21 protein-coding genes are annotated in these 24,227 nt (G+C 55.7%); 14 read left to right on the top strand and 7 right to left on the bottom strand.

The genetic code is table 11. The features are described from left to right. Positions 1 to 37 precede the first annotated feature (37 nt). From msrQ to AB3N39_RS18725, 3 genes are all read right to left on the bottom strand, one after another. Positions 38 to 637 carry a protein-methionine-sulfoxide reductase heme-binding subunit MsrQ gene (gene msrQ / locus AB3N39_RS18735; protein WP_115876373.1) on the bottom strand — a complete coding sequence of 200 codons (600 nt, stop codon included), beginning with the start codon at positions 635 to 637 and terminating at the stop codon, positions 38 to 40. Beyond that, positions 638 to 1,639 carry a protein-methionine-sulfoxide reductase catalytic subunit MsrP gene (gene msrP / locus AB3N39_RS18730; protein WP_367896948.1) on the bottom strand — a complete coding sequence of 334 codons (1,002 nt, stop codon included), beginning with the start codon at positions 1,637 to 1,639 and terminating at the stop codon, positions 638 to 640. A gap of 77 nt (positions 1,640 to 1,716) precedes the next feature. After that, a complete protein-coding gene (locus tag AB3N39_RS18725; RefSeq protein WP_133295224.1) occupies positions 1,717 to 2,691 on the bottom strand; it encodes an MDR family oxidoreductase in 975 nt (324 codons plus the stop codon). Between the two features lie 183 nt (positions 2,692 to 2,874). Between AB3N39_RS18725 and csrD the strand changes: the two genes are divergently transcribed. The 8 genes from csrD to tldD all read left to right on the top strand — a co-directional run bounded on the left by csrD (position 2,875) and on the right by tldD (position 15,144). Next, positions 2,875 to 4,815, top strand: coding sequence for an RNase E specificity factor CsrD (gene csrD / locus AB3N39_RS18720; protein WP_143345593.1), 1,941 nt, complete (start codon positions 2,875 to 2,877; stop codon positions 4,813 to 4,815). A 282-nt stretch (positions 4,816 to 5,097) separates the two neighbouring features. Continuing rightward, a complete protein-coding gene (gene mreB, locus AB3N39_RS18715) occupies positions 5,098 to 6,141 on the top strand; it encodes a rod shape-determining protein MreB (protein ID WP_000913396.1) in 1,044 nt (347 codons plus the stop codon). 62 nt (positions 6,142 to 6,203) lie between these two features. After that, positions 6,204 to 7,220, top strand: coding sequence for a rod shape-determining protein MreC (gene mreC / locus AB3N39_RS18710; protein WP_367896947.1), 1,017 nt, complete (start codon positions 6,204 to 6,206; stop codon positions 7,218 to 7,220). Then, the gene (gene mreD / locus AB3N39_RS18705; RefSeq protein WP_023309399.1) at positions 7,220 to 7,708 is read left to right on the top strand and encodes a rod shape-determining protein MreD; all 489 of its coding nucleotides are present in this window, start codon (positions 7,220 to 7,222) and stop codon (positions 7,706 to 7,708) included. Before mreC ends, mreD begins: the two co-directional genes overlap by 1 nt. A 9-nt stretch (positions 7,709 to 7,717) precedes the next feature. Then, positions 7,718 to 8,311 carry a nucleoside triphosphate pyrophosphatase gene (locus AB3N39_RS18700; protein WP_111964994.1) on the top strand — a complete coding sequence of 198 codons (594 nt, stop codon included), beginning with the start codon at positions 7,718 to 7,720 and terminating at the stop codon, positions 8,309 to 8,311. Beyond that, positions 8,301 to 9,770 carry a ribonuclease G gene (gene rng / locus AB3N39_RS18695; RefSeq protein WP_111964993.1) on the top strand — a complete coding sequence of 490 codons (1,470 nt, stop codon included), beginning with the start codon at positions 8,301 to 8,303 and terminating at the stop codon, positions 9,768 to 9,770. The genes AB3N39_RS18700 and rng overlap by 11 nt, the downstream gene beginning before the upstream one ends. A 40-nt stretch (positions 9,771 to 9,810) precedes the next feature. After that, the gene (gene yhdP / locus AB3N39_RS18690; protein ID WP_367896946.1) at positions 9,811 to 13,614 is read left to right on the top strand and encodes an AsmA2 domain-containing protein YhdP; all 3,804 of its coding nucleotides are present in this window, start codon (positions 9,811 to 9,813) and stop codon (positions 13,612 to 13,614) included. A gap of 84 nt (positions 13,615 to 13,698) precedes the next feature. After that, positions 13,699 to 15,144 carry a metalloprotease TldD gene (tldD, locus tag AB3N39_RS18685; RefSeq protein WP_127732430.1) on the top strand — a complete coding sequence of 482 codons (1,446 nt, stop codon included), beginning with the start codon at positions 13,699 to 13,701 and terminating at the stop codon, positions 15,142 to 15,144. Between the two features lie 58 nt (positions 15,145 to 15,202). Here tldD and aaeR read toward each other — a convergent pair whose 3' ends face one another. Continuing rightward, a complete protein-coding gene (gene aaeR / locus AB3N39_RS18680; RefSeq protein ID WP_023616809.1) occupies positions 15,203 to 16,129 on the bottom strand; it encodes an HTH-type transcriptional activator AaeR in 927 nt (308 codons plus the stop codon). Between the two features lie 180 nt (positions 16,130 to 16,309). Here aaeR and aaeX point away from each other — a divergent pair, with 180 nt between their 5' ends. The 5 genes from aaeX (at position 16,310) to AB3N39_RS18655 (ending at position 21,289) form a co-directional block, all read left to right on the top strand. Continuing rightward, entirely contained in the window at positions 16,310 to 16,513 is a 204-nt protein-coding gene (gene aaeX, locus AB3N39_RS18675; RefSeq protein ID WP_003860416.1) for a p-hydroxybenzoic acid efflux pump operon protein AaeX, read from the top strand. A gap of 7 nt (positions 16,514 to 16,520) precedes the next feature. Further along, positions 16,521 to 17,453 carry a p-hydroxybenzoic acid efflux pump subunit AaeA gene (aaeA, locus tag AB3N39_RS18670; RefSeq protein WP_023309394.1) on the top strand — a complete coding sequence of 311 codons (933 nt, stop codon included), beginning with the start codon at positions 16,521 to 16,523 and terminating at the stop codon, positions 17,451 to 17,453. Between the two features lie 5 nt (positions 17,454 to 17,458). Further along, positions 17,459 to 19,426: a p-hydroxybenzoic acid efflux pump subunit AaeB gene (gene aaeB, locus AB3N39_RS18665; protein ID WP_367896945.1), complete on the top strand. Its 1,968-nt coding sequence runs from the start codon at positions 17,459 to 17,461 to the stop codon at positions 19,424 to 19,426. A gap of 90 nt (positions 19,427 to 19,516) precedes the next feature. Continuing rightward, positions 19,517 to 20,971 carry an NAD-dependent succinate-semialdehyde dehydrogenase gene (locus AB3N39_RS18660; RefSeq protein ID WP_133295220.1) on the top strand — a complete coding sequence of 485 codons (1,455 nt, stop codon included), beginning with the start codon at positions 19,517 to 19,519 and terminating at the stop codon, positions 20,969 to 20,971. Positions 20,972 to 21,016: 45 nt separating this feature from the next. Further along, positions 21,017 to 21,289: a barstar family protein gene (locus AB3N39_RS18655; protein WP_063143598.1), complete on the top strand. Its 273-nt coding sequence runs from the start codon at positions 21,017 to 21,019 to the stop codon at positions 21,287 to 21,289. Between the two features lie 61 nt (positions 21,290 to 21,350). Here AB3N39_RS18655 and yhcN (AB3N39_RS18650) read toward each other — a convergent pair whose 3' ends face one another. The 3 genes from yhcN (AB3N39_RS18650) to argR form a co-directional block, all read right to left on the bottom strand. Further along, positions 21,351 to 21,617, bottom strand: a complete 267-nt coding sequence (gene yhcN / locus AB3N39_RS18650) for a peroxide/acid stress response protein YhcN (RefSeq protein ID WP_367896944.1) — start codon at positions 21,615 to 21,617, stop codon at positions 21,351 to 21,353. Positions 21,618 to 21,726: 109 nt separating this feature from the next. Beyond that, a complete protein-coding gene (gene yhcN / locus AB3N39_RS18645) occupies positions 21,727 to 21,990 on the bottom strand; it encodes a peroxide/acid stress response protein YhcN (protein WP_023309389.1) in 264 nt (87 codons plus the stop codon). Between the two features lie 375 nt (positions 21,991 to 22,365). Further along, the gene (argR, locus tag AB3N39_RS18640) at positions 22,366 to 22,836 is read right to left on the bottom strand and encodes a transcriptional regulator ArgR (protein ID WP_023309388.1); all 471 of its coding nucleotides are present in this window, start codon (positions 22,834 to 22,836) and stop codon (positions 22,366 to 22,368) included. A 397-nt stretch (positions 22,837 to 23,233) separates the two neighbouring features. Between argR and mdh the strand changes: the two genes are divergently transcribed. After that, positions 23,234 to 24,172: a malate dehydrogenase gene (mdh, locus tag AB3N39_RS18635; protein WP_023309387.1), complete on the top strand. Its 939-nt coding sequence runs from the start codon at positions 23,234 to 23,236 to the stop codon at positions 24,170 to 24,172. The last annotated feature ends 55 nt before the right edge of the window (positions 24,173 to 24,227 follow it).

The raw sequence follows: 24,227 nt of genomic DNA, 5'->3' as shown, positions 1-24,227 counted from the left end.
GACCGGTAATCTGCGGGAAAACGCACAGTTTCGTGAACTATCGCAACCACTGGCGGAACTTCTTATAACGCCATGCTAAAAGCGCCACGGCGGCCAGTGCGTACAGGACCGGCTGCGGGGAGAGGATCTTCACTGACCACAGGTAATGAATGGGAGCGAGGATCGCGACAAGATAGACGAAGTTGTGCAGCAGCTGCCAGCGCCTGCCCAGTTTTCGCTGTGCATATTGCGTGGAGGTCAGCGCTAACGCCAGTAAAATCACCCAGCTCACGATGCCCAGGGTCAGATAAGGGCGTGTCACCAGTTCGCGGCCAAGCAGCGCCAGATTGTTAATTCCCAGTTCCAGCAGGGCATAGCTGGTAAGGTGCAGCGTTGCCCAGGCAAAACACCATAGTCCTAACAGCCGACGGGTGCGTATCAATAAGGGCTGTTTAGCGTAGCGCGCCAGCGGCGAGACGAGCAAGGTGGCCAGCAAAAATTTCAGAGCCATCCGACCGGTAAAATGCTGGATATCCTTGGCCGGGTCTGCGCTAAAGAGCCCCTGGCTGGCGGCCCAGAACAGCCATATAAAAGGAAGTACCCCGGCCAGGTGCAGAAGCACTTTTAGCCAGGTAATCTGTTTTGCCGTTAAACGCACTCAGAAGTTCTCCCGTAAGTTGAGACCACGATAAAGCGAGGCCACTTCATCCGCATAACCGTTAAACAGTAGCGTCGGCTGGCGCTTAACGTCCAGCGCACCGCCGGAACCAATAAACCGCTCGGTCGCTTGCGACCAGCGTGGATGATCCACCTGCGGGTTCACGTTGGCGAAGAAACCGTATTCGTCCGGGGCCGCCAGATTCCACGTGGTTGGTGGACGTTCACGGGTAAGCTTGATGCTGACGATAGATTTAATCCCTTTGAAGCCATATTTCCACGGTACGGTTAAACGGATGGGGGCACCGTTCTGCGGCGGAAGCGCTTTACCGTACACACCGACGGTCAGCAGGGTGAGGGGGTGCATAGCTTCATCGAGACGTAACCCTTCCACATACGGATAATCAAGCCCGCCGCCGATAAACCGATCTTTCTGCCCGGGCATCTCGTCCGGCGCATACCGCGTCTGGAAGGCGACATATTTTGCATTGCTGGTGGGCTCAACCATCGCCAGCAATTTATGCAGCGGGAAGCCGACCCAGGGCACTACCATCGACCAGGCTTCCACGCAGCGCATGCGATAGATACGCTCTTCGAGCGGGAAACGGGTGGTGAGATCGTGGTGGTCCAGCGTCAGGGGTTTCGCCACTTCACCGTCGATTTTCAGCGTCCACGGATCGGTTTTGAGGCTTCCCGCGTTGGCGGCAGGATCGGCCTTGTCGAGACCAAATTCGTAGAAGTTGTTGTAGCCGGTGACTTTATCTTCCGGCGTAAGCGTCAGTTTGTTTTGCCATTCAGCTGGTTTCGTAAAGGTGAGCGGGGCGCCGGAAGGAGCCTTTGGCCGATCGTTGCCTTTAAACCAGTCGAGCAGGTCGGCGTGTGCCGCTGGAGAGAGCGTCAGGGCAGTGGCGCTGATGCCAAGCATTTTCAGGATCTGGCGGCGCTGTAACATAAAGACAGACTCAGACGTTACGTCGGCTTCCGTCAGTTTTCGGTTTTTCATGGCATCCTCCGTCATGCGTTTTTCTAAGCATGACGGAGGAGAGGGATTCGCGCGAATATGTCACGAAAATTTGAAGATTAGGCGATTTTCACCAGCGCGCGGCCGTGGAACTGGTTGTCCATGATCTTACTGGCGTATTCCGGTGCCTGGCTGAGGGTTATCTCCGTTGCGCTCTGGGTATAGAAAGATTCCGGCAGATCGCGCACCAGCCGTTCCCAGGCTTCATGACGACGGGCCGCAGGGGTCATCACGGAATCCACACCCTGCAGGCGTACGTTACGCAGAATAAATGGCATCACGGTGGTTGGCAGGGCAAATCCGCCGGCCAGACCGCAGGCTGCAACGCATCCGCCGTAGTTCATCTGCGCCAGGACTTTTGCCAGCACCTTATCGCCGACGGTATCCACCGCCCCTGCCCAAACCTGTTTTTCCAGCGGACGGGTTTCGGCAAATTCGTCGCGGCTGAGAATGCGGCTGGCGCCGAGCTGGCGCAGATAGTCATGGGTGCTTTCACGGCCGGAAACCGCAGCGACCTGATAGCCCAGCTTGTGGAGCAGCGTGACAGCCGTGCTGCCCACGCCGCCGCTGGCGCCGGTGACGACAATGTCACCCGACTCAGGGCGGATACCCGCATCTTCCAGCGCCATCACGCACAGCATGGCGGTAAAGCCTGCCGTACCGACGATCATCGCCTTGCGGCCATCCATGCCTTTCGGCATCGGCACCAGCCAGTCGCCCTTCACGCGCGCCTGCGTGGCCAGCCCACCCCAGTGATTTTCACCCACACCCCAACCGGTGAGCAGCACCTGCTGGCCCGGATGGAAGCGCGGATCCTCGCTGGTATGAACCCGGCCCGCGAAATCAATACCAGGCACCATAGGGAAATTTCGGATGATTTTACCCTTACCTGTAATAGCCAGCGCATCTTTATAATTTAAACTGGACCAGTCGATGTCGACGGTTACTTCGCCTTCCGGCAGGCGGCTCTCTTCTACCGGCTGCACTGAGGCAAGCGTTTTGCCGTCCTGCTGTTCTAAGATCAAAGCCTGCATACGGGGTCCTCTCAACTCATATGATTGGAAAATAATTTCTGAAGACTATACTCGCTCAGGGAAACGCAGTGCCGATTTAACGCAATAAATTGCCAGATACACCCGATTTGGTAGTATGCCGCATTTGAAATGCAAGTTAGCGCTTACTCGCTACCCCCATCAACCCACGGAGTAATCTCAAGGATGCGATTAACGACGAAGTTCTCAGCTTTTATCACCTTGCTGACGGGTCTTACCATTTTTGTCACCCTTCTGGGTTGCTCTCTGAGCTTTTACAACGCCATTCAGGACAAACTGGTCAACCGGGTACAGTCTGTCGCGTCGGTGATTGATACGCGTCTGCTAACGACGCCGCTACCAGCGCTCACCAGTGAGCTTGATGAGTTGATGGTACCTGTTGATATTGTTCAGATCGACATTCAGCAGGGAAAGCATCGTATTTTAAGCCATGAACGGCCGGGGAGTTATCGGCCTGCGGGCGTGGTGAGCCAGTATCGGGAAGTGACGGTGCATTCCCTCAAAAATCCAGGGATGACCATACGCATGGTCTATCTCGATCCGATGGCCAGCTATTTCCGATCCATGATGACCACCGCGCCGCTCACCGTCGCGGTGGCGTTTATCGTCCTGCTGATCTTTCTCGCGGTCCGCTGGCTGCGCCGCCAGCTCTCCGGCCAGGAGCTGCTGGAGATGCGCTCCGTACGTATCCTGAACGGTGAACGCGGCCCGCAGGTGCGCGGCTCGGTTCATGAATGGCCGTCACGCGCCAGCAGCGCGCTGGATACCTTGCTCTCCGAAGTCCAGTTTGCCAGCGACCAGCGCAGCCGTATGGATACGCTGATCCGCTCTTATGCTGCGCAGGATAATAAAACTGGCCTCAACAATCGTCTTTTCTTTGATAATCAGCTGGCCACGCTGCTCGACGATTCAGAAAAAGTGGGGACACATGGGGTAGTGATGATGATTCGCCTGCCCGATTTCGATCTCCTGCGCGACACCTGGGGACAGCGGGCCGCGGAAGAAAATCTCTTTACGCTAATCAACCTGCTCTCCACCTTTATTATGCGCTACCCGGGCGCATTACTGGCCCGCTATCACCGCAGTGACTTTGCCGTGTTGCTGCCGCACCGTACGCTGAAGGAGTCGGAAAGCATCGCCAGCCAGCTGCTGAAGGCGGTGGATGCGCTGCCGCAGAGCAAAATGCTCGACAGGGATGATATGGTCCATATGGGGATCTGCGCCTGGCGTGGCGGACAATCGACAGAACAGGTAATGGAACATGCGGAAGCCGCTACCCGCAACGCTGTCTTACAGGGGGCGAACGGATGGGCGGTGTATGATGACTCGCTGCCGGAAAAAGGGCGCGGTAACGTGCGCTGGCGTACTTTGATTGAGCAAATGCTGAGCCGCGGCGGACCGCGTATTTATCAAAAACCCGCGGTCATGAAAAACGGCAATGTTCATCACCGAGAGCTGATGTGTCGTATTTTTGACGGTACCGAAGAGGTCATCTCTGCGGAATATCTGCCGATGGTGCTGCAATTTGGGCTGTCCGAAGAGTATGACCGCCAGCAAATTACCCGGCTGATTCCGTTTTTATCCTTCTGGCCTGAAGAAAACCTGGCGTTACAGGTCACCGTTGAGTCGTTAATACGCCCACGTTTTCAGCGCTGGCTACGTGATACATTAATGCAATGCGAAAAATCACAGCGCAAACACATTATTTTTGAACTTGCTGAGGCCGATGTAGGTCAACACATCAGCCGGTTACGTCCGGTGGTACGTTTGATCAATGCGCTCGGTGCGCGTGTAGCGGTGACGCAGGCTGGTTTAACGCTGGTCAGTACCAACTGGATCAAGGAACTGGATGTGGAGTTATTAAAGCTACATCCGGGGCTGGTAAGGAATATCGAGAAGCGTACGGAAAACCAGCTTCTGGTACAGAGTCTGGTAGAAGCATGCAAGGGAACGCGAACACAAGTGTTTGCCACGGGCGTGCGCTCCAGAAGCGAATGGCAGATGTTAACAGCGCGCGGCGTGATGGGTGGTCAGGGGGATTTTTTTGCTGCCTCTCAACCGCTTGACACCAACGTGAAAAAATATTTGCAAAGATACTCTGTTTGACCTGCCGTTTACGCTGTTTTCACGTAGAATATCGCGCCTGTAGCTTTGAGTATGTCGAGCAAAAAGCCAGTGAACGACCTTTAATGGGTTACAAACGTCAGTGGGGAACGCAACTGTTTACTCAGCCCTGAAGGAGTCAGGGGATGATTTTGTAACATCAGGAAACGTACTGCATAAATTTTCACCGTTGCAGATGATTTTTGCGCCTTGTCGCTGCTGCGTGTGGTTGGTAAAGTAAGCGGATTTTGTTTTCCGCCCCAGCTTTCAGGATTATCCCTTAGTATGTTGAAAAAATTTCGTGGCATGTTTTCCAATGACCTGTCCATTGACCTGGGTACCGCGAATACCCTTATTTATGTAAAAGGACAAGGCATCGTATTGAATGAGCCTTCCGTTGTGGCCATTCGTCAGGATCGTGCTGGCTCGCCAAAAAGCGTGGCCGCAGTGGGTCATGACGCGAAGCAGATGCTGGGTCGTACCCCTGGCAACATCGCCGCTATCCGCCCAATGAAAGACGGCGTTATCGCCGACTTCTTCGTGACTGAAAAAATGCTTCAGCACTTCATCAAGCAGGTTCACAGCAACAGCTTCATGCGTCCAAGCCCGCGTGTTCTGGTGTGTGTACCGGTTGGCGCAACCCAGGTAGAACGTCGCGCAATCCGTGAATCTGCCCAGGGTGCAGGTGCGCGTGAAGTGTTCCTGATTGAAGAGCCAATGGCGGCGGCAATCGGTGCAGGTCTGCCTGTGTCTGAAGCGACCGGTTCCATGGTGGTGGATATCGGTGGTGGTACCACTGAAGTGGCCGTTATCTCTCTGAACGGCGTGGTGTACTCCTCTTCCGTACGTATCGGTGGTGACCGCTTCGACGAAGCCATCATTAATTATGTGCGCCGTAACTACGGCTCTCTGATCGGTGAAGCCACCGCAGAGCGTATCAAACATGAAATCGGCTCTGCGTATCCGGGCGATGAAGTGCGTGAGATCGAAGTACGTGGCCGTAACCTGGCTGAGGGTGTTCCACGCGGTTTCACCCTGAACTCCAACGAAATTCTGGAAGCACTGCAGGAACCACTGACGGGCATCGTGAGCGCGGTAATGGTCGCGCTGGAACAGTGTCCACCAGAGCTGGCGTCCGATATCTCCGAGCGCGGTATGGTTCTGACCGGTGGTGGTGCGCTGCTGCGTAACCTCGACCGCCTGTTAATGGAAGAGACAGGTATTCCTGTCGTAGTTGCAGAAGATCCACTGACTTGCGTCGCCCGTGGTGGTGGCAAGGCGCTGGAAATGATCGACATGCACGGCGGCGATTTGTTCAGCGAAGAGTAGTCGAGTTTGAGAGGGTAGCAATTTGCTACCCTTTCTCTCTGACGCGAGAATACGCATAGCCTATGAAGCCAATTTTTAGCCGTGGCCCATCGCTACAGTTTCGCCTCATTCTGGCGGTTCTGGTTGCGCTTGGGGTCATTATTGCCGATAGCCGCCTCGGTACGTTCAGCCAGATCAGAACGTACATGGATACCGCCGTCAGTCCTTTCTACTTTGTTTCAAATGGTCCCCGTGAACTGCTCGACTCCGTTTCTCAAACGCTGTCTTCACGCGACCAACTCGAACTCGAAAACCGGGCATTACGTCAGGAACTGTTGCTGAAAAACAGCGAACTGCTGATGCTGGAGCAATACAAGCAGGAAAACGCCCGCCTGCGTGAACTGCTCGGCTCGCCGCTGCGTCAGGATGAGCAGAAGATGGTTACCCAGGTGATCTCCACCGTGAACGACCCCTATAGCGATCAGGTTGTGATCGACAAAGGGAGCGTGAACGGGGTGTATGAAGGCCAACCAGTTATCAGTGATAAAGGCGTAGTAGGCCAGGTTGTTGCCGTGGCTAAACTGACCAGCCGCGTGCTGCTGATTTGCGACGCCACGCATGCGCTGCCGATCCAGGTCCTGCGCAACGACATCCGCGTGATCGCGGCCGGTAACGGCTGTACGGACGACCTGCAGCTGGAACACCTGCCGGCTAACACGGATATCCGCGTAGGCGACGTGCTGGTGACGTCTGGTCTGGGTGGACGCTTCCCTGAAGGTTATCCGGTTGCGGTGGTCTCTTCGGTCAAGCTGGATACCCAGCGTGCCTATACCGTGATTCAGGCGCGTCCAACTGCTGGTTTGCAGCGTCTGCGCTATCTGCTGCTGCTGTGGGGTGCCGATCGTAACGGGGCTAACCCGATGACGCCTGAAGAGGTCCATCGCGTAGCAAACGAGCGCCTGATGCAGATGATGCCGCAGGTTCTTCCGCCTGCGGATTCCATGGGGCCGCCTGCGCCAGTCCCGGCGCCGGCAACCGGGTTAACGCAGCCGCTGCCGGATGCGCCGCCACCGCCTAAACTCTCTTCGGGAGGGCAGTAGTGGCAAGCTATCGTAGCCAGGGACGCTGGGTCATCTGGCTCTCGTTTCTTATTGCACTGTTACTGCAGGTTATGCCCTGGCCGGATGACATTCTCGTTTTCCGGCCAAACTGGGTATTGCTCATTTTACTCTACTGGATCCTTGCCCTGCCGCATCGCGTAAATGTCGGCACGGGTTTCGTGATGGGTGCCATACTGGATCTCATTAGCGGCTCTACGCTTGGCGTGCGCGCCTTGTCCATGAGCATTATTGCGTACCTCGTCGCACTCAAATTCCAGCTCTTTCGTAACCTTGCGCTCTGGCAACAGGCCCTGGTTGTGATGCTATTGTCGCTCGCTGCGGATATCGTTGTTTTCTGGGCAGAGTTTTTAGTGATCAACGTCTCTTTCCGACCGGAAGTGTTCTGGAGTAGTGTAGTAAACGGTGTGCTCTGGCCATGGCTATTCCTGCTGATGCGTAAGGTTCGCCAGCAGTTTGCTGTGCAATAAAAGGTTTCTATGACGTCTTTGTATCTCGCTTCCGGCTCCCCGCGCCGTCAGGAACTCCTGACGCAGCTAGGGGTCTCTTTTGAACGCATCGTGACCGGCATTGAAGAAAAACGTGCTGAGGGCGAAAGTGCTCAACAGTACGTGTCACGTCTGGCGCGGGAGAAAGCGCAGGCGGGCGTGGCCAGTGTGCCACGCGATCTTCCCGTGCTGGGGGCAGATACCATCGTTATCCTGAACGGTGAAGTGCTGGAGAAACCGCACGACGCCGATCATGCAGCGCGCATGCTGCGCAAGCTGTCCGGACAAACGCATCAGGTGATGACGGCCGTCGCGCTGGCTGACAGCCAGCACGTGCTGGACTGCCTGGTGGTGACGGAAGTGACCTTCAGAGTACTTACCGACGACGACATCGCCGCTTATATTGCCAGCGGTGAACCGATGGATAAAGCAGGTGCATACGGTATTCAGGGGCTGGGTGGCTGTTTTGTCAGGAAGATTCATGGCAGCTATCACGCCGTAGTCGGCTTACCGCTGGTGGAAACGTATGAGTTGCTGAGCAATTTTAACTCACTGCGTGAGGGAAGGGATAATTATGACGGCTGAATTGTTGGTAAACGTAACGCCCTCGGAAACCCGTGTGGCCTATATTGATGGTGGCATTCTTCAGGAAATTCATATTGAGCGTGAAGCGCGGCGCGGAATAGTAGGCAATATCTACAAAGGTCGTGTCAGTCGTGTACTACCGGGTATGCAGGCGGCTTTTGTAGATATTGGACTCGATAAGGCGGCATTTTTACATGCCTCCGATATCATGCCGCACACCGAGTGCGTCGCGGGCGAAGAGCAAAAGCAGTTTGCCGTACGCGACATTTCTGAACTGGTGCGTCAGGGACAGGATCTGATGGTGCAGGTGGTGAAAGATCCCCTCGGTACCAAAGGTGCCCGTCTGACCACCGACATCACCTTACCTTCCCGCTATCTGGTCTTTATGCCCGGCGCGTCGCACGTGGGCGTTTCGCAGCGTATTGAGAGCGAAACCGAGCGCGAGCGTCTGAAGAAAGTGGTCAGCGCCTACTGCGATGAACAGGGCGGATTTATCATCCGTACCGCCGCGGAAGGGATCAGCGAGGAAGACCTGGCGTCGGATGCGGCTTACCTGAAGCGCGTCTGGACAAAAGTGATGGAGCGTAAAAAACGCAACCAGACCCGCTATCAGCTTTATGGTGAGCTGGCGCTGGCGCAGCGCGTTCTGCGTGATTTTGCCGACGCGCAGCTCGACCGCATTCGCGTGGACTCTCGTCTGACGTACGAGGCCCTGCTCGAGTTTACCGCCGAATATATCCCTGAGATGCCTGGCCTGCTGGAGCACTACACCGGGCGTCAGCCGATCTTCGATCTCTATGATGTCGAAAACGAGATCCAGCGTGCCCTGGAGCGTAAGGTCGAGCTGAAGTCAGGCGGCTATCTAATCATCGATCAGACCGAAGCGATGACTACCGTCGATATCAACACCGGCGCTTTTGTCGGCCATCGCAATCTCGATGACACCATCTTCAACACCAACATCGAAGCCACTCAGGCCATTGCGCGCCAGCTTCGTCTGCGCAATCTGGGCGGCATTATCATTATCGACTTCATCGATATGAGTAATGAAGACCACCGTCGCCGCGTGCTGCACTCGCTTGAGCAGGCGCTGAGCAAAGACCGCGTGAAAACCAGCATTAACGGCTTCTCACAGCTGGGGCTGGTGGAAATGACGCGTAAGCGTACCCGCGAGAGCGTGGAGCATGTGCTGTGCAATGAATGCCCAACCTGCCATGGACGCGGAACAGTAAAGACGGTTGAGACCGTCTGCTACGAAATTATGCGTGAAATCGTCCGTGTTCATCATGCCTACGACTCCGATCGTTTTCTGGTCTATGCTTCCCCTGCGGTGGCTGAAGCGCTGAAAGGCGAAGAGTCACACGCGCTGGCGGAAGTGGAAATCTTTGTCGGCAAACAGGTAAAAGTACAAATTGAACCGCTCTATAACCAGGAGCAGTTTGACGTCGTGATGATGTAAGCGCAGTACGCTGCGTGACGAAGCTGACAAGGAGAGATGCGTGAGGCGATTGCCGGGGATTTTATTGCTTACAGGGGCAACGCTGGTCGTGATTGTCGCGTTGCTCGTGAGCGGGCTACGCCTCGTTTTACCGCATCTGGACAGCTGGCGTCCGCAGCTGCTGGCGAAAATCGAATCCACCACCGGCGTGCCGGTGAACGTAAGCCAGGTTAGCGCTAACTGGCAGAATTTTGGCCCGACGCTTGATGTCCGGGATATCAACGCCAGCCTGAAAGATGGCGGCTACCTGAAAATCAAACGCGTGACCCTGGCGCTGGACGTCTGGCAAAGCCTGCTGCATCTGCGCTGGCAGTTTCGCGATCTCACCTTTTATCAGCTCCAGTTTCTGACCAATACGCCGCTGTCTGGCGGCGATAGCGGTCAGGGTCTTGAAGCTAACCGCTTCAGCGATCTTTTCCTCCGCCAGTTCGATCATTTCGATCTGCGCGACAGCGAAGTGAGCTTTATTACCCTTTCCGGGCAGCGCGCCGAGCTGGCGATCCCGCAGCTTACCTGGCTTAACGGTAAGGATCGGCACCGCGCCGAGGGGCAGGTCAATCTCTCGAGCCTGAACGGCCAGCACGGCGTGATGCAGGTGCGTATGGATCTGCGCGACGATGACGGCCTGTTAAATAACGGCAAAGTCTGGCTGCAGGCCGACGATGTGGACGTCAAGCCGTGGCTGGGCGACTGGCTCCAGCAAAACATGCAGCTGGAAACGGCCCGCTTCAGCCTTGAGGGCTGGTTGACCCTGACGAAAGGCGAATTTGCCAGCGGCGATATCTGGCTCAAGCAGGGGGGCGCGAGCTGGAAAGGCGAAAAACAACAGCATCAGCTTTCCGTCGATAACCTCACCGCGCACGTGACGCAGGAGAAAGAGGGCTGGCAGTTTGCCATTCCCGATACGCGCATCACGATGGACAGCAAGCCGTGGCCGCGCGGTGCGCTGACGCTGGCCTGGATGCCGGAGCAGGACGTTGGCGGCACGGCCAGTAAACGCAGCGACGAGCTGCGCATCCGTGCCAGTAACCTGGATTTGGCCGCCATTGAAGGGCTACGCTCGATGGCGGCAAAGCTCTCTCCTGACCTGGGCGAGATCTGGCTGGCTACGCAGCCGAGCGGAAAGATTGATTCTCTGGCGCTGGATATTCCGCTTCAGGCGACGGAAAAAACCCGTTTCCAGGCGACATGGAAAGATCTTGCCTGGAAGCAGTGGAAGCTGCTGCCGGGTGCGGAGCACTTTAGCGGCAAGCTGGAAGGCAGCGTGGAGAACGGCAGGCTGACGGTTGATATGCACGACGCCAAAATGCCTTACGAGACGGTCTTCCGCGCGCCGCTGGAAATCGAACAGGGCAACGCAGTGCTTAACTGGCTCCGTAACGATAAGGGTTTCCAGCTCGATGGTCGGCATATCGACGTCAAAGCGAAAGCGGTGCACGCGCGCGGCGATTTCCGCTATCTGCAGCCTGAAGGCGATGAGCCATGGCTGGGGATTCTGGCCGGGATCAGTACCGATGATGGCTCCCAGGCCTGGCGCTATTTCCCGGAAAACCTGATGGGGAAAGCGCTGGTAGACTATCTCAGCGGCGCGATTCAGGGCGGTCAGGCGGATAATGCCACGCTGGTCTACGGCGGTAATCCCCATCTGTTCCCGTACAAACACAATGAAGGTCAGTTCCAGGTTCTGGTCCCGCTGCATGACGCCACCTTTGCGTTCCAGCCTGGCTGGCCCGCGCTGAAAAACCTGGATATCGAACTTAATTTCCTCAATGACGGCCTCTGGATGAAGTCCGACAGCGTGGCGCTGGGCGGCGTGACGGCCAGCAACCTGACGGCCAACATCCCGGATTACTCCAAAGAGAAGCTGCTGATTGATGCCGAGATCAACGGTCCCGGCAAGGCGGTGGGACCGTACTTTGAGGAGACGCCGCTGAAAGAGTCGCTGGCGGCGACGCTTCAGCAGCTCCAGCTTGATGGCGATGTGAATGCTCGCTTACATCTTGATATCCCGCTGGACGGAAAGATGACCACCGCCAAAGGTGATGTCCGCCTGAAGAACAACAGCCTGTTCATCAAACCCCTTGAGAGCACGCTGAAAAATCTCAGCGGGCAGTTCAGCTTTGAAAACGGTAACCTGAAGAGCGAGCCGCTTACTGCCAGCTGGTTTAATCAGCCCGTGAATATCGACTTCACGACGACAGAGGGTGAAAAGGCGTATCAGGTGGCCGTCAATCTGGACGGCAACTGGCAGCCAGGGCGTATGGACGTCCTGCCGAAGCCCATTGAGGCGTCAGTGGATGGCGCGGTCGCCTGGCAGGGTAAAGTGGCAATCGACCTGCCTTATCACGCGGGAGCCCAGTATAAGGTCGACATCACGGGTGACCTGAAGAATATTCGAAGCCAGCTGCCAGCGCCGCTGGATAAACAGGCCGGACAGCCGCTGCCGGTAAAGCTGAACGTCGATGGCAACCTGAACAGCTTCGCGCTGACCGGCAGCGCGGGCGGGACAAACCACTTCAACAGCCGCTGGTTGCTTAACCGCAAGCTCACCCTCGACAAAGCCATCTGGACAACGGATAGCCGCTCCACGCCGCCGCTGCCGGAGCAGACGGGCGTTGAGCTGAATCTCCCACCGATGGACGGTGCAGAGTGGCTAGCGCTGTTCCAGAAAGGCGTTGGGCAAAACGTTGATGAAACCGCCCAGTTCCCGCAAACCATTACCGTACGTACGCCTTCGCTGATGCTGGGCGGGCAGCAGTGGAACAACCTGAGCATCGTCTCGCAGCCTGGCGCTAACGGCACGAAGGTAGAGGCCCAGGGCAGAGAGATCAACGGTACTTTGACCATGCGCAATCACGCGCCATGGCAGGCGGCGATTCGCTATCTCTACTACAACCCGGCAAGCGCCTCGAGCGGGAAAGATAAACCGGCGGAAGCGTCTCCGCTGAGTAATGCCTCCCGCGTCGATTTTAGCGGCTGGCCCGATCTCCAGCTTCGCTGCGCTGAGTGCTGGCTGTGGGGGCAGAAATATGGCCGTATTGACGGTGATTTCACTATTCAGGCCAACACGCTTACGCTCTCCGGTGGCCTGGTTGATACCGGCTTTGGCCGCATGACGGCCGCAGGGGAGTGGGTGAATAACCCGGGCGAGCAGCGAACGTCCCTCAAGGGCGACATCAAAGGCAACAAGCTGGATGCGGCAGCCAATTTCTTTGGTATCAGCACGCCGCTGCGCGGTTCGTCATTTGATGTTAATTACGATCTTCACTGGCGCGACGCTCCGTGGAAGCCCGATGAGGCCTCGCTGAACGGCATTCTGAAAACCCGCTTTGGTAAAGGTGAGATAGCCGACGTGAGCACGGGGCGCGCCGGGCAGATCCTGCGCCTGCTGAGTTTTGATGCGCTGCTGCGCAAGCTGCGCTTCGATTTCAGCGATACGTTCAGCGAAGGTTTCTACTACGATTCCATCCGCAGTACGGCATGGATTAAGGACGGCGTTCTGCATACGGACGATACGCTGGTGGATGGCCTGGAAGCAGATATCGCCATGAAAGGCTCAGTCAACCTCGTGCGCCGCGAACTGGATATGGAAGCCGTGGTGGCACCGGAAATTTCCGCGAGCGTGGGCGTGGCGGCGGCCTTTGTGGTGAACCCGATTGTCGGTGCGGCGGTGTTTGCCGCCAGCAAAGTGCTGGGTCCGCTGTGGAGCAAAGTCTCCATTCTGCGCTACCGCATTACCGGTCCGGTCGATAAACCGCAGATTAACGAGGTGCTGCGCCAGCCGCGCAAAGATGCACAGCAATGATTTGACGTGGGCAGGTAATTGCCTCACTCTCAATAAATACGATCTTTATACCGCCACGGGCGGCAACGAACGAGTAGCAATACGATGAGTCTGAACCTGGTAAGTGAACATTTGCTCGCAGCGAACGGCCTGAATCATCAGGACCTGTTCTCCATTCTTGGTCAACTGACCGAACGCCGTCTCGACTACGGCGACCTTTATTTCCAGTCGAGCTATCACGAATCCTGGGTTTTAGAAGACAGCATCATTAAAGATGGCTCTTACAACATCGACCAGGGCGTCGGCGTCCGCGCCGTCAGCGGCGAGAAAACCGGTTTTGCCTATGCCGATCAGATTAGCCTGGCTGCACTTGAGCAGAGCGCGCAGGCCGCGCGCACCATTGTGCGTGATACCGGCGATGGTCGCGTGAAAACCCTTGGAGAAGTGCAGCACTCTGCGCTCTATACCAGCATCGATCCTCTGCAGAGCATGAGCCGTGAAGAGAAGCTGGATATCCTGCGTCGCGTGGACAAAGTCGCCCGCGCGGCGGATAAACGCGTGCAGGAAGTTTCAGCCAGCCTGAGCGGTGTGTATGAACTGATTCTGGTGGCGGCAACGGACGGCACTCTGGCGGCAGACGTTCGCCCGCTGGTACGTCTCTCCATCAGCGTGCAGGTCGACGACGATGGCAAACGCGAGCGCGGCTCAAGCGGTGGCGGCGGTCGTTTCGGCTATGACTGGTTCCTGGGCGACGTTGACGGTGAAGCGCGCGCTGACGCGTGGGCAAAAGAAGCCGTGCGCATGGCGCTGGTGAATCTGAATGCCGTCGCGGCGCCGGCGGGCTCATTCCCGGTGGTGCTGGGTGCTGGCTGGCCGGGCGTGCTGCTACACGAGGCGGTAGGCCACGGCCTGGAAGGCGACTTTAATCGTCGCGGGACGTCGGTGTTCAGCGGTCAGATCGGGCAGCTTGTCTCCTCTGAACTGTGCACCGTGGTGGATGACGGCACGATACGCGATCGTCGCGGCTCGGTGGCTATCGACGATGAAGGTACGCCCGGCCAGTACAACGTGCTGATCGAAAATGGCGTGCTGAAAGGCTACATGCAGGACAAACTCAACGCGCGCCTGATGGGCGTCGCGCCGACGGGCAACGGACGTCGCGAATCTTACGCGCACCTGCCGATGCCGCGCATGACCAACACGTATATGCTGCCGGGTAAATCCACGCCGCAGGAGATTATCGAATCCGTTGATTACGGTATCTTTGCGCCAAACTTTGGCGGCGGCCAGGTGGACATCACCTCCGGTAAGTTTGTCTTCTCTACTTCAGAAGCGTACCTGATCGAGAAGGGCAAAGTGACCAAAGCGGTGAAAGGTGCGACGCTGATTGGCTCCGGTATTGAAGCCATGCAGCAGATCTCGATGGTCGGTAACGATCTGAAGCTGGATAACGGCGTGGGCGTCTGCGGTAAAGAGGGCCAGAGCCTGCCGGTTGGCGTGGGCCAGCCAACGCTGAAAGTGGACAACCTGACGGTGGGCGGCACGGCGTAAGTTTTCCCGTCACTCTAACCCTCTCCCAAACCGGGAGAGGTGTCTTGAATTACAAAACCTATTCTTTCCTTCTTCCCCGCATCCCCTGAAACAGCTCTGCTACGTCAACAAAATACTCGGTCAGATAGTTAATACACACCTGCACCTTGAGCGGGAGTTTGTCTTTTTCGGTATACAGGGCGTACACCGGACGAGGATCGGACTGGTAGCGCGGGAAGAGGATCTCAAGCACGCCGCTGTTGATCTCGTTGATGACCCACATTAACGGCACGTAGGCAATCCCGGCGCCAGCCACCAGCCAGCGCGAAATGGTCATCGGATCGTTAGTGACAAATCGCCCTTCCGGCAGCAGTTTGGTGGAGATCCCTTCCGGGGCAATCAGCTCAAATTCATTGTCGGGCCGCACGCTGTATTCCAGCCACGAGTGGTTGGTGAGATCGGCGGGTTTCTCCGGAACACCGTACTGGGCCAGATAGCTCTTCGAAGCGCAGACGACCATCGGCATGCTGCCCAGCCGACGCGAGAACAGGCTGGAATCCTGCAGCGCGCCGACGCGGATCACCACGTCCAGACCGTCGGCAATCAGGTCCGGTGCCGGGATACCCGTCACCAGATTAACGGTAAGCCCGGGATACTCTTTCAGCATATCCGCCGTCATGGCAGCGAGAACATTTTGTGCCATAGTTGAAGAACACCCGATGCGCAGCGTGCCGATGGGGGTGTTGTTGAAGGCGTAGAGCTGTTCGTGAACATCCTGCACTTCCAGCAGCATACGGCGACAGCCCTGATAGTAAATTTTGCCCGCTTCCGTCAGGCCAATGCTGCGGGTGCTGCGGTTGAGCAGCTTGACCTGAAGCTCATCTTCCAGTTTGGACACCGTCTGGCTGATGGATGAGACGCTCATCTGAAGCTGGCGTGCAGCGGCGGTAAAGGAGCCCAGTTCAACCACTTTGGCGAAGACCGACATGCGTTTTAAACGTTCCATTGTTCACTCTGGCTTAAAAGTGATTTAGATCACATATTATAGATTACAGCATAACAGTTACGTTAATATATTATTTATTACATAACGGCTGCGCCATTCTCGCCCGGCGTTTCTTGCTCTCCTGCGATGGCGTGCGCTAAAAAAATTCTGAAGCCTGCACTCTCTCTAATCAAGGTCAACATGAGTCTGTTTCCCGTTATCGTGGTGTTCGGTCTGTCCTTCCCACCGATATTTTTCGAGCTTCTTTTATCACTGGCGATCTTCTGGCTGGTGCGCAAGGTGCTGGTCCCTACCGGGATCTACGATTTCGTCTGGCACCCTGCATTGTTCAATACCGCGCTGTATTGCTGCCTGTTTTACCTGATATCGCGCATGTTTGTCTGAGGTTGATGTGAAAACGCTAACAAGAAAAATCTCCCGCACTGCCATCACTATGGCGCTGGTTATCCTCGCCTTCATCGCTATTTTCCGCGCCTGGGTCTATTACACTGAATCACCGTGGACGCGTGATGCACGCTTCAGCGCCGATGTGGTGGCAATCGCTCCTGACGTGGCCGGTCTTATCACGGCGGTCAACGTTCACGATAACCAGCTGGTGAAAAAAGATCAGGTTCTGTTCACCATCGACCAGCCTCGTTACCAGAAAGCGCTGGAAGAGGCAGAAGCGGACGTGGCCTATTATCAGGCGCTCGCTGCGGAGAAACGCCGCGAGGCAGGCCGCCGTAATCAGCTGGGCGTACAGGCAATGTCCCGTGAAGAGATTGACCAGTCCAACAACGTGCTGCAAACCGTGCTGCACCAGCTGGCGAAAGCGCAGGCAACGCGCGATCTGGCGAAGCTCGATCTCGAGCGCACCGTGATCCGCGCGCCGTCCGATGGCTGGGTCACCAACCTCAACGTCTATGCCGGGGAATTCATTACCCGTGGCTCAACCGCCGTGGCGCTGGTTAAACAGAACTCCTTCTACGTGCTCGCCTATATGGAAGAGACCAAGCTGGAAGGCGTGCGTCCAGGTTATCGGGCGGAAATTACGCCGCTCGGCAGCAATCGCGTCTTTAAAGGCACCGTCGACAGCGTTGCCGCAGGGGTGACTAACTCCAGCAGCTCTAACGATGCCAAAGGGATGGCGACGGTCGATTCCAACCTCGAGTGGGTGCGTCTGGCCCAGCGCGTGCCGGTCCGTATCCATCTGGACGAACAGCAGGGCAACCTGTGGCCTGCGGGTACCACGGCGACGGTGGTGATTACCGGTGAAAAAGATCGGGATGCCAGCCAGGACTCGTTCTTCCGTAAAATCGCCCACCGTCTGCGCGAGTTTGGTTAATCGCTATGGGCATCTTTTCCATCGCCAGCCAGCACATTCGCTTCGCCGTGAAGCTGGCGTGTGCCATTGTGCTGGCGCTGTTTGTTGGCTTTCACTTCCAGCTTGAAACCCCTCGCTGGGCAGTGCTGACGGCCGCGATTGTCGCGGCGGGCCCGGCCTTTGCCGCGGGTGGGGAACCCTATTCAGGCGCGATCCGCTATCGTGGGATGCTGCGTATCATCGGGACGTTTATCGGCTGTTTCGCGGCGCTGACCATTATTATTCTCATGATCCGCACCCCGCTGCTGATGCTGATGGTCTGCTGCATCTGGGCGGGTTTCTGCACCTGGATCTCGTCTCTGGTGAAAGTGGAAAACTCCTACGCCTGGGGACTGGCGGGCTATACCGCGCTGATTATTATCATCACTATCCAAAGCGAACCGCTGCTGGCCCCGCAGTTTGCGGTGGAGCGATGCAGCGAAATTGTGATTGGTATTGTCAGCGCGATCGTCGCTGATCTGCTTTTCTCCCCGCGCTCCATCAAGCAGGAGGTCGACCGTGAGCTCGACGCGCTGATTGTTACCCAGTATCAGCTGATGCAGCTGTGCATTAAGCACGGCGATAGCGAAGAGGTGGATAAAGCCTGGAGCGGGCTGGTACGCCGTACGCAGGCGCTGGAAGGTATGCGCAGCAACCTTAACATGGAGTCCTCGCGCTGGGCCCGCGCGAATCGACGCCTTAAAGCCCTCAACACCGTCTCTCTGACGCTGATTACCCAGGCCTGTGAAACCTATCTGATTCAGAACACCCGGCCGGAAGCAGTCACCGATACGTTCCGCGAACTGTTTGCCGAGCCGGTGGAAACCGTACAGGACGTGCATAAGCAGCTTAAGCGCATGCGCCGGGTGATTGCCTGGACCGGGGAGCGCGACACGCCGGTGACCATCTACACCTGGGTCGGCGCCGCGACGCGCTATCTGCTGCTGAAGCGCGGCGTGATTGGTAACACCAAAATCAGCGCGGCGGAAGAAGAGGTGCTGCAGGGGGAAGTGGTGATCAAGGCGGAATCCGCCGAGCGCCATCATGCCATGGTCAATTTCTGGCGTACGACGCTTGCCTGCATGCTCGGCACGCTGTTCTGGCTGTGGACGGGCTGGACGTCCGGCAGCGGCGCGATGGTGATGATTGCCGTTGTGACCGCACTGGCGATGCGTCTGCCTAATCCGCGTATGGTCGCCATCGATTTCCTGTACGGCGCCATTGCCGCCCTGCCGATAGGCGCGCTCTATTTCCTGGTCATTATCCCGTCGACGCAACAGAGCATGCTGCTGCTCTGTATTAGCCTGGCGGTAATGGCGTTCTTTATCGGCATTGAAGTGCAAAAGCGGCGCCTGGGATCGCTGGGTGCGCTGGCGAGTACGATTAACATCATCGTGCTCGATAACCCGATGACCTTCCATTTCAGCCAGTTCCTGGACAGCGCGTTAGGTCAGCTGGTGGGCTGTTTCCTGGCAATGATGGTGATACTGCTGGTGCGGGATAACTCGCAGGCAAGAACGGGCCGCGTGCTGCTGAACCAGTTCGTGTCGGCCGCCGTGTCGTCTTTGACAACCAACACCGCGCGCCGTAAAGAGAACCATCTGCCCGCGCTCTACCAGCAGCTGTTTTTACTGCTGAACAAGTTCCCGGGCGATATCGCGAAGTTCCGCCTGGCGTTAACCCTGATCATCGCGCACCAGCGTCTGCGTAACGCGCCCGTGCCGATTAACGACGATCTGTCGGCCTTCCACCGCCAGTTACGTCGTACCGCCGATCATGTGCTTTCCGCCAGCAGCGATGACAAACGGCGTCGTTACTTTACGCAGCTGCTTGAAGAGCTCGATGTCTATCAGGAAAAGCTCAAGCACTGGGAAGCGCCGCCTCAGGTGACCGAGCCGGTAGGAAGGCTAGTGTTTATGCTGCATCGTTACCAGAATGCCCTCACTGATAGCTGACTGAAGTAAAAAAACCGACGCCAAAAGCGTCGGTTTTTTTGTGGCTATACTTATTCCAGCACGTTCTTACATTTCAGAAAGGGAGGACACATGACGACCCAGGCGCTTCAGGACCACATCCTTTTTCAGACCGGCTATCTGGTCAACGGAATCTGGAAAACGCTGGATACGACCTTCGATGTGTTTAACCCCGCTACCGGGGAAGTCATCGCGAAAGTTGCCAAAGCGGGTAAATCACAAACCGAAGAGGCTATCGCAGCGGCTACCAAAGCCTTCCCGGCATGGCGTGCCAAAACCGCGAAAGAACGCTCGGCGATTCTCTACCGCTGGTATGAATTGATTATTGAGAATAAAAGCTGGCTCGGGCGGTTAATGACCACCGAACAGGGCAAACCCCTGAAAGAAGCGGAGGGCGAAGTGGAGTACGCCGCCAGCTTTATCCAGTGGTTTGCCGAAGAGGCTAAACGCGCGAACGGTGAAATTATTCCACCGATCAAACCCGGATCGCGCATTCTGGCGACCCGTGAACCTGTAGGCGTGGTCGCGGCGATAACGCCGTGGAACTTCCCGATGGCCATGCTTACCCGCAAGTTAGGCCCGGCGCTGGCGGCAGGATGTACCGGGGTAATTAAACCGGCCAATAACACGCCGCTCAGCGCCTTTGCGCTGCTTACATTGGCTAAACAGGCGGGTGTGCCCGATGGCGTTCTCAACGCCGTTGCCGGGAATACGCATGAAATCAGCGATGCGATTATGGCAAGTCGCGACGTGCGTAAGATCTCCTTTACCGGCTCAACCTCCGTCGGCAAAACGCTGGTGCGTAACGCAGCCGAAACCATGAAGAAAGTCTCGATGGAGCTGGGCGGAAATGCCCCGTATATCGTTTTTGAGGATGCGGACATCGACGCAGCGGTTAAGGGCGCGATCGCCAACAAGTTTCGCAATGCCGGGCAGGTCTGCGTCAGCGTGAACCGTTTTTATATTCAGGAAACCGTCTACGACAAATTTGTGAATAAACTCGCCGATGCGGTGAATGCGCTGAAGGTGGGTAATGGTCTTGAGGAGGGGGTGGTCGTCGGGCCGCTGATTGAACCTTCTGCGGTGAACAAAGTGCGTGAGCATGTCGACGACGCCGTTGCCCGGGGCGCAACCGTACTGGCAGGAGGTAAGCCCCATCCGCTTGGCGGGAATTTCTGGATGCCAACCGTATTGGGCGACTGCCATGAAGGCATGAAGCTGGCAGAAGAAGAGACGTTTGGCCCGGTGGCGGCGTGCTTTCGTTTCACCTCGGAGGATGAGGTCATCCAGCGCGCCAACAATACGCCTTATGGGCTGGCGGCTTACTTTTATACCCAGAATCTCTCACGGGTCTTCCGCGTTTCACAGGCCATCGAGAGCGGGATGATTGGCATTAACGAGTGCGCCGTCTCCACGGAGCTCGGGCCTTTTGGCGGCGTAAAAGAGTCAGGTCTTGGACGAGAAGGCTCCGTGCTGGGACTGGAAGAGTATCTGGAAGTTAAAACCCTGCATATTGGGGGATTATAATAGACAGGGCGGCAGCTGCCGCTCGCCTGGACTGGGTGGCTGGCAATGAAAACCTATACGTTTGATTTTGACGAGATAGACAGTCAGGAAGACTTCTATCGGGAATTTATCCGGGCGTTTGATCTTGAAAGGGAAAGCGTGACGAATCTGGATACGCTTTGGGACGTGGTCACCGGCAGTCTGTTGCCGCTCCCGCTGGAGATTGAGTTTATCCATTTGCCCGATAAGCTGCGAAGACGTTTTGGCGCGCTGATATTGCTGTTCGATGAAGCGGAAGAAGAGCTTGAAGGGCAGTTGCGCTTTAACGCGCGGCACTGAATGAAAAAAGCCCCTGACCATGAGGCCAGGGGCAAGTCGTATGATGAGATACGACGAGGGTTTATTTATACAGTTCTGCAGTTGCATGCCAGTGGTCACCATGATTCAGTTCGGTGACGCGATAGCTGCTGGCACCTGCTTTTTCAGCTTTGGCGGCCAGTTCGTGACGGATATCCATCGGTGAGCCAGTGACAGACGTCACGGAGACGCTGCCCATACGCTGTAGATTTTGTGCCTGGTCGGCATTCACCTGCTGTACGGCTGCACTTGCGCCGAAAGAGAGAACGGATGCCAGACCGAGGGTTGCGATGATCAATTTGGTTTTCATAGTCTTTACTCCTGAATAGGGTTTTTACTCAACGGCGAGAAGGGTTGAACCGCTATTTTTATGCCTGGTGCCGTTGAGTGGAGATTTACGTTTTCAGCTATTACAAAACTTATTTGTACAGCTCAGCGGTGGCGTGCCAGTGGTCACCAGAACGCGCTTCGATGATGCGATAGGATGATGCACCCTGTTCTTCCGCTTTTTTGTTCAGCATCTCATGCATGTCCATTGGCGATGTGCCGACCGCGCCGACAGAAACCGTACCGATGGCCTGACGGGATTGCGCCTGGTCAGCATTAATAGAGTCAGCCGCGAAAGCACCGAATGACAGGACAGACAGGACGCTCAGAGCCGCTACAGTTGATTTGATTTTCATGATTCTTACCTCGTCGAATTTTTTAGTGGGGTCTTGTTTCGTGACCCTCATCACAAAATCAAGTATACACTAATAACAGTAAAAATTAATATCAGGCTAATGGTTTCTATTGTTATTACGTGTTAACCAGCCCTTTTTTTATAACCAAATTGCATAATATTGGGTGTTTTTTGCACGTTTTTGTTGGTGATAGCTAATGAAATCATATGGATATCAACTTTTGATTTTTTGTGCGATTCTTTGATTTAGCATTCACCATGTGAATGTTAATGAGTGGTAAAAAGCACTATTTGTCAAAGTGAAGGGCAGTAGAAAAGAGGGGAGAACGCAGCGGAAGCAGAACGATCCCCGCAGCGGCGCTACGGGGAGAGGGGATTAGAGTTCCTGTTCGAACAGAACCAGAATCGCTTCGTGGAGATCTTTCACGGAAAAACCGCTAGCCGGTGTGGTAAAGATGGTGTCATCACCGGCGATAGTCCCGAGGATACCTTCCGTTTTACCCAGCGAGTCCAGCATGCGGGCAATCAGCTGTGCGGCGCCGGGGCTTGTGTGGATCACCACGACGGCGTCGTTATGATCGATATCCAGAACCAGATTTTTGAGCGGGCTGGAGGTGGTCGGCACGCCAAGTTCTGCTGGCAGGCAATAGACCATCTCCATCTTGGCGTTACGGGTACGCACCGCGCCAAATTTCGTTAACATGCGGGAGACTTTCGACTGATTGATATTATCGAAGCCTTGTTCCTGCAGCGCCTGAACAATTTCTCCCTGAGAACTGAATTTCTCTTCTTTAAGTAGCGCCTTAAACGCCTTAACTAATTCTTCTTGCTTAGACGAGCTTCGCATAAGTCACCCGGAATATGACGATAGAAACAACATTATTATGCATGTGGATGAATTTTTATGCAAATTATCTACTCAGCGCCAGGCTGAAATAATGTTATGAAAGGGAGTGATTTTATCAGATTTCGTTATCAGAAAACATGCCTGGGTCACGCCGCGCAAATAAGCTTAAAAGTAAATTAAATGTTATCAAAATGATGTTGTTTTGGTGGCGGGGCAGGGTGTATTGTAACCACCTCTTAATGCGTTGCCCTCTGTCGTCAGATAGTTTTCTGGTGAGAGATAAAGTCGCGTGACCTCAAATTCTTTAGCTACGAAAATTGTAATTATTTACTTGCTGAATTATGGTCGCCGCAACGGATTTACAGATACTTAAGTTAACCATAATAAGGAGTTTAGGATGAAAGTCGCAGTCCTCGGCGCTGCTGGTGGTATCGGCCAGGCGCTTGCCCTACTACTGAAAACCCAACTGCCTTCAGGCTCAGAACTCTCCCTGTACGATATTGCTCCGGTAACCCCAGGCGTGGCGGTTGACCTGAGCCACATCCCGACTGCTGTAAAAATCAAAGGCTTCTCCGGTGAAGATGCACGTCCTGCGCTGCAGGGTGCCGACGTGGTGCTGATTTCTGCAGGCGTGGCGCGTAAGCCAGGCATGGATCGTTCAGACCTGTTCAATGTCAACGCGGGCATCGTGAAAAACCTGGTGCAGCAGATTGCAGAAATCTGCCCGAAAGCATGCATCGGCATCATCACTAACCCGGTGAACACCACCGTGGCTATCGCGGCAGAAGTGCTGAAGAAAGCGGGTGTTTACGACAAAAACAAACTGTTCGGCGTAACCACGCTGGATATCATCCGTTCCAACACCTTTGTTGCTGAGCTGAAAGGCAAGCAGCCAACAGAAGTGGAAGTACCGGTAATTGGCGGTCACTCTGGCGTCACCATCCTGCCTCTGCTGTCGCAGATCCCAGGCGTGAGCTTCACCGAGCAGGAAGTGGCTGATCTGACTAAACGTATCCAGAACGCGGGCACCGAAGTGGTGGAAGCGAAGGCGGGTGGCGGTTCTGCAACCCTGTCTATGGGCCAGGCGGCTGCGCGTTTTGGTCTGTCACTGGTTCGCGCTCTGCAGGGCGAGAAAGGCGTTGTTGAATGCGCTTACGTTGAAGGCGATGGCGAACACGCTCGCTTCTTCTCCCAACCGCTGCTGCTGGGTAAAAACGGTATCGAAGAGCGTAAATCTATTGGTACGCTGAGCGCGTTTGAACAACACGCGATGGAAGGCATGCTGGATACGCTGAAGAAAGATATTACCCTGGGCGAAGAGTTCGTTAACAAGTAATACGAACCGTCTCCCGGTAAAAAAAACGGAGCTTATCGCTCCGTTTTTTTATGCC

It is taken from the genome of Enterobacter vonholyi (genome assembly GCF_040834095.1).
Taxonomy (GTDB): Bacteria; Pseudomonadota; Gammaproteobacteria; order Enterobacterales; family Enterobacteriaceae; genus Enterobacter; species Enterobacter vonholyi.
Note: the sequence above shows the minus strand (reverse complement) of the source record. Positions and strands in the feature narration are given on the sequence as shown.

What these genes read in the sequence shown, in the direction of transcription:
- mreB (WP_000913396.1), top strand. Translation starts at nt 5,098, where the DNA reads ATGTTGAAAAAATTTCGTGGCATGTTTTCCAATGACCTGTCCATTGAC.
- csrD (WP_143345593.1), top strand. Translation starts at nt 2,875, where the DNA reads ATGCGATTAACGACGAAGTTCTCAGCTTTTATCACCTTGCTGACGGGT.
- AB3N39_RS18700 (WP_111964994.1), top strand. Translation starts at nt 7,718, where the DNA reads ATGACGTCTTTGTATCTCGCTTCCGGCTCCCCGCGCCGTCAGGAACTC.
- yhcN (WP_367896944.1), bottom strand. Translation starts at nt 21,617, where the DNA reads ATGAAAACCAAATTGATCATCGCAACCCTCGGTCTGGCATCCGTTCTC.
- msrP (WP_367896948.1), bottom strand. Translation starts at nt 1,639, where the DNA reads ATGAAAAACCGAAAACTGACGGAAGCCGACGTAACGTCTGAGTCTGTC.
- AB3N39_RS18655 (WP_063143598.1), top strand. Translation starts at nt 21,017, where the DNA reads ATGAAAACCTATACGTTTGATTTTGACGAGATAGACAGTCAGGAAGAC.
- yhcN (WP_023309389.1), bottom strand. Translation starts at nt 21,990, where the DNA reads ATGAAAATCAAATCAACTGTAGCGGCTCTGAGCGTCCTGTCTGTCCTG.
- argR (WP_023309388.1), bottom strand. Translation starts at nt 22,836, where the DNA reads ATGCGAAGCTCGTCTAAGCAAGAAGAATTAGTTAAGGCGTTTAAGGCG.
- aaeR (WP_023616809.1), bottom strand. Translation starts at nt 16,129, where the DNA reads ATGGAACGTTTAAAACGCATGTCGGTCTTCGCCAAAGTGGTTGAACTG.
- aaeX (WP_003860416.1), top strand. Translation starts at nt 16,310, where the DNA reads ATGAGTCTGTTTCCCGTTATCGTGGTGTTCGGTCTGTCCTTCCCACCG.
- AB3N39_RS18660 (WP_133295220.1), top strand. Translation starts at nt 19,517, where the DNA reads ATGACGACCCAGGCGCTTCAGGACCACATCCTTTTTCAGACCGGCTAT.
- aaeB (WP_367896945.1), top strand. Translation starts at nt 17,459, where the DNA reads ATGGGCATCTTTTCCATCGCCAGCCAGCACATTCGCTTCGCCGTGAAG.
- tldD (WP_127732430.1), top strand. Translation starts at nt 13,699, where the DNA reads ATGAGTCTGAACCTGGTAAGTGAACATTTGCTCGCAGCGAACGGCCTG.
- mreC (WP_367896947.1), top strand. Translation starts at nt 6,204, where the DNA reads ATGAAGCCAATTTTTAGCCGTGGCCCATCGCTACAGTTTCGCCTCATT.
- mdh (WP_023309387.1), top strand. Translation starts at nt 23,234, where the DNA reads ATGAAAGTCGCAGTCCTCGGCGCTGCTGGTGGTATCGGCCAGGCGCTT.
- AB3N39_RS18725 (WP_133295224.1), bottom strand. Translation starts at nt 2,691, where the DNA reads ATGCAGGCTTTGATCTTAGAACAGCAGGACGGCAAAACGCTTGCCTCA.
- rng (WP_111964993.1), top strand. Translation starts at nt 8,301, where the DNA reads ATGACGGCTGAATTGTTGGTAAACGTAACGCCCTCGGAAACCCGTGTG.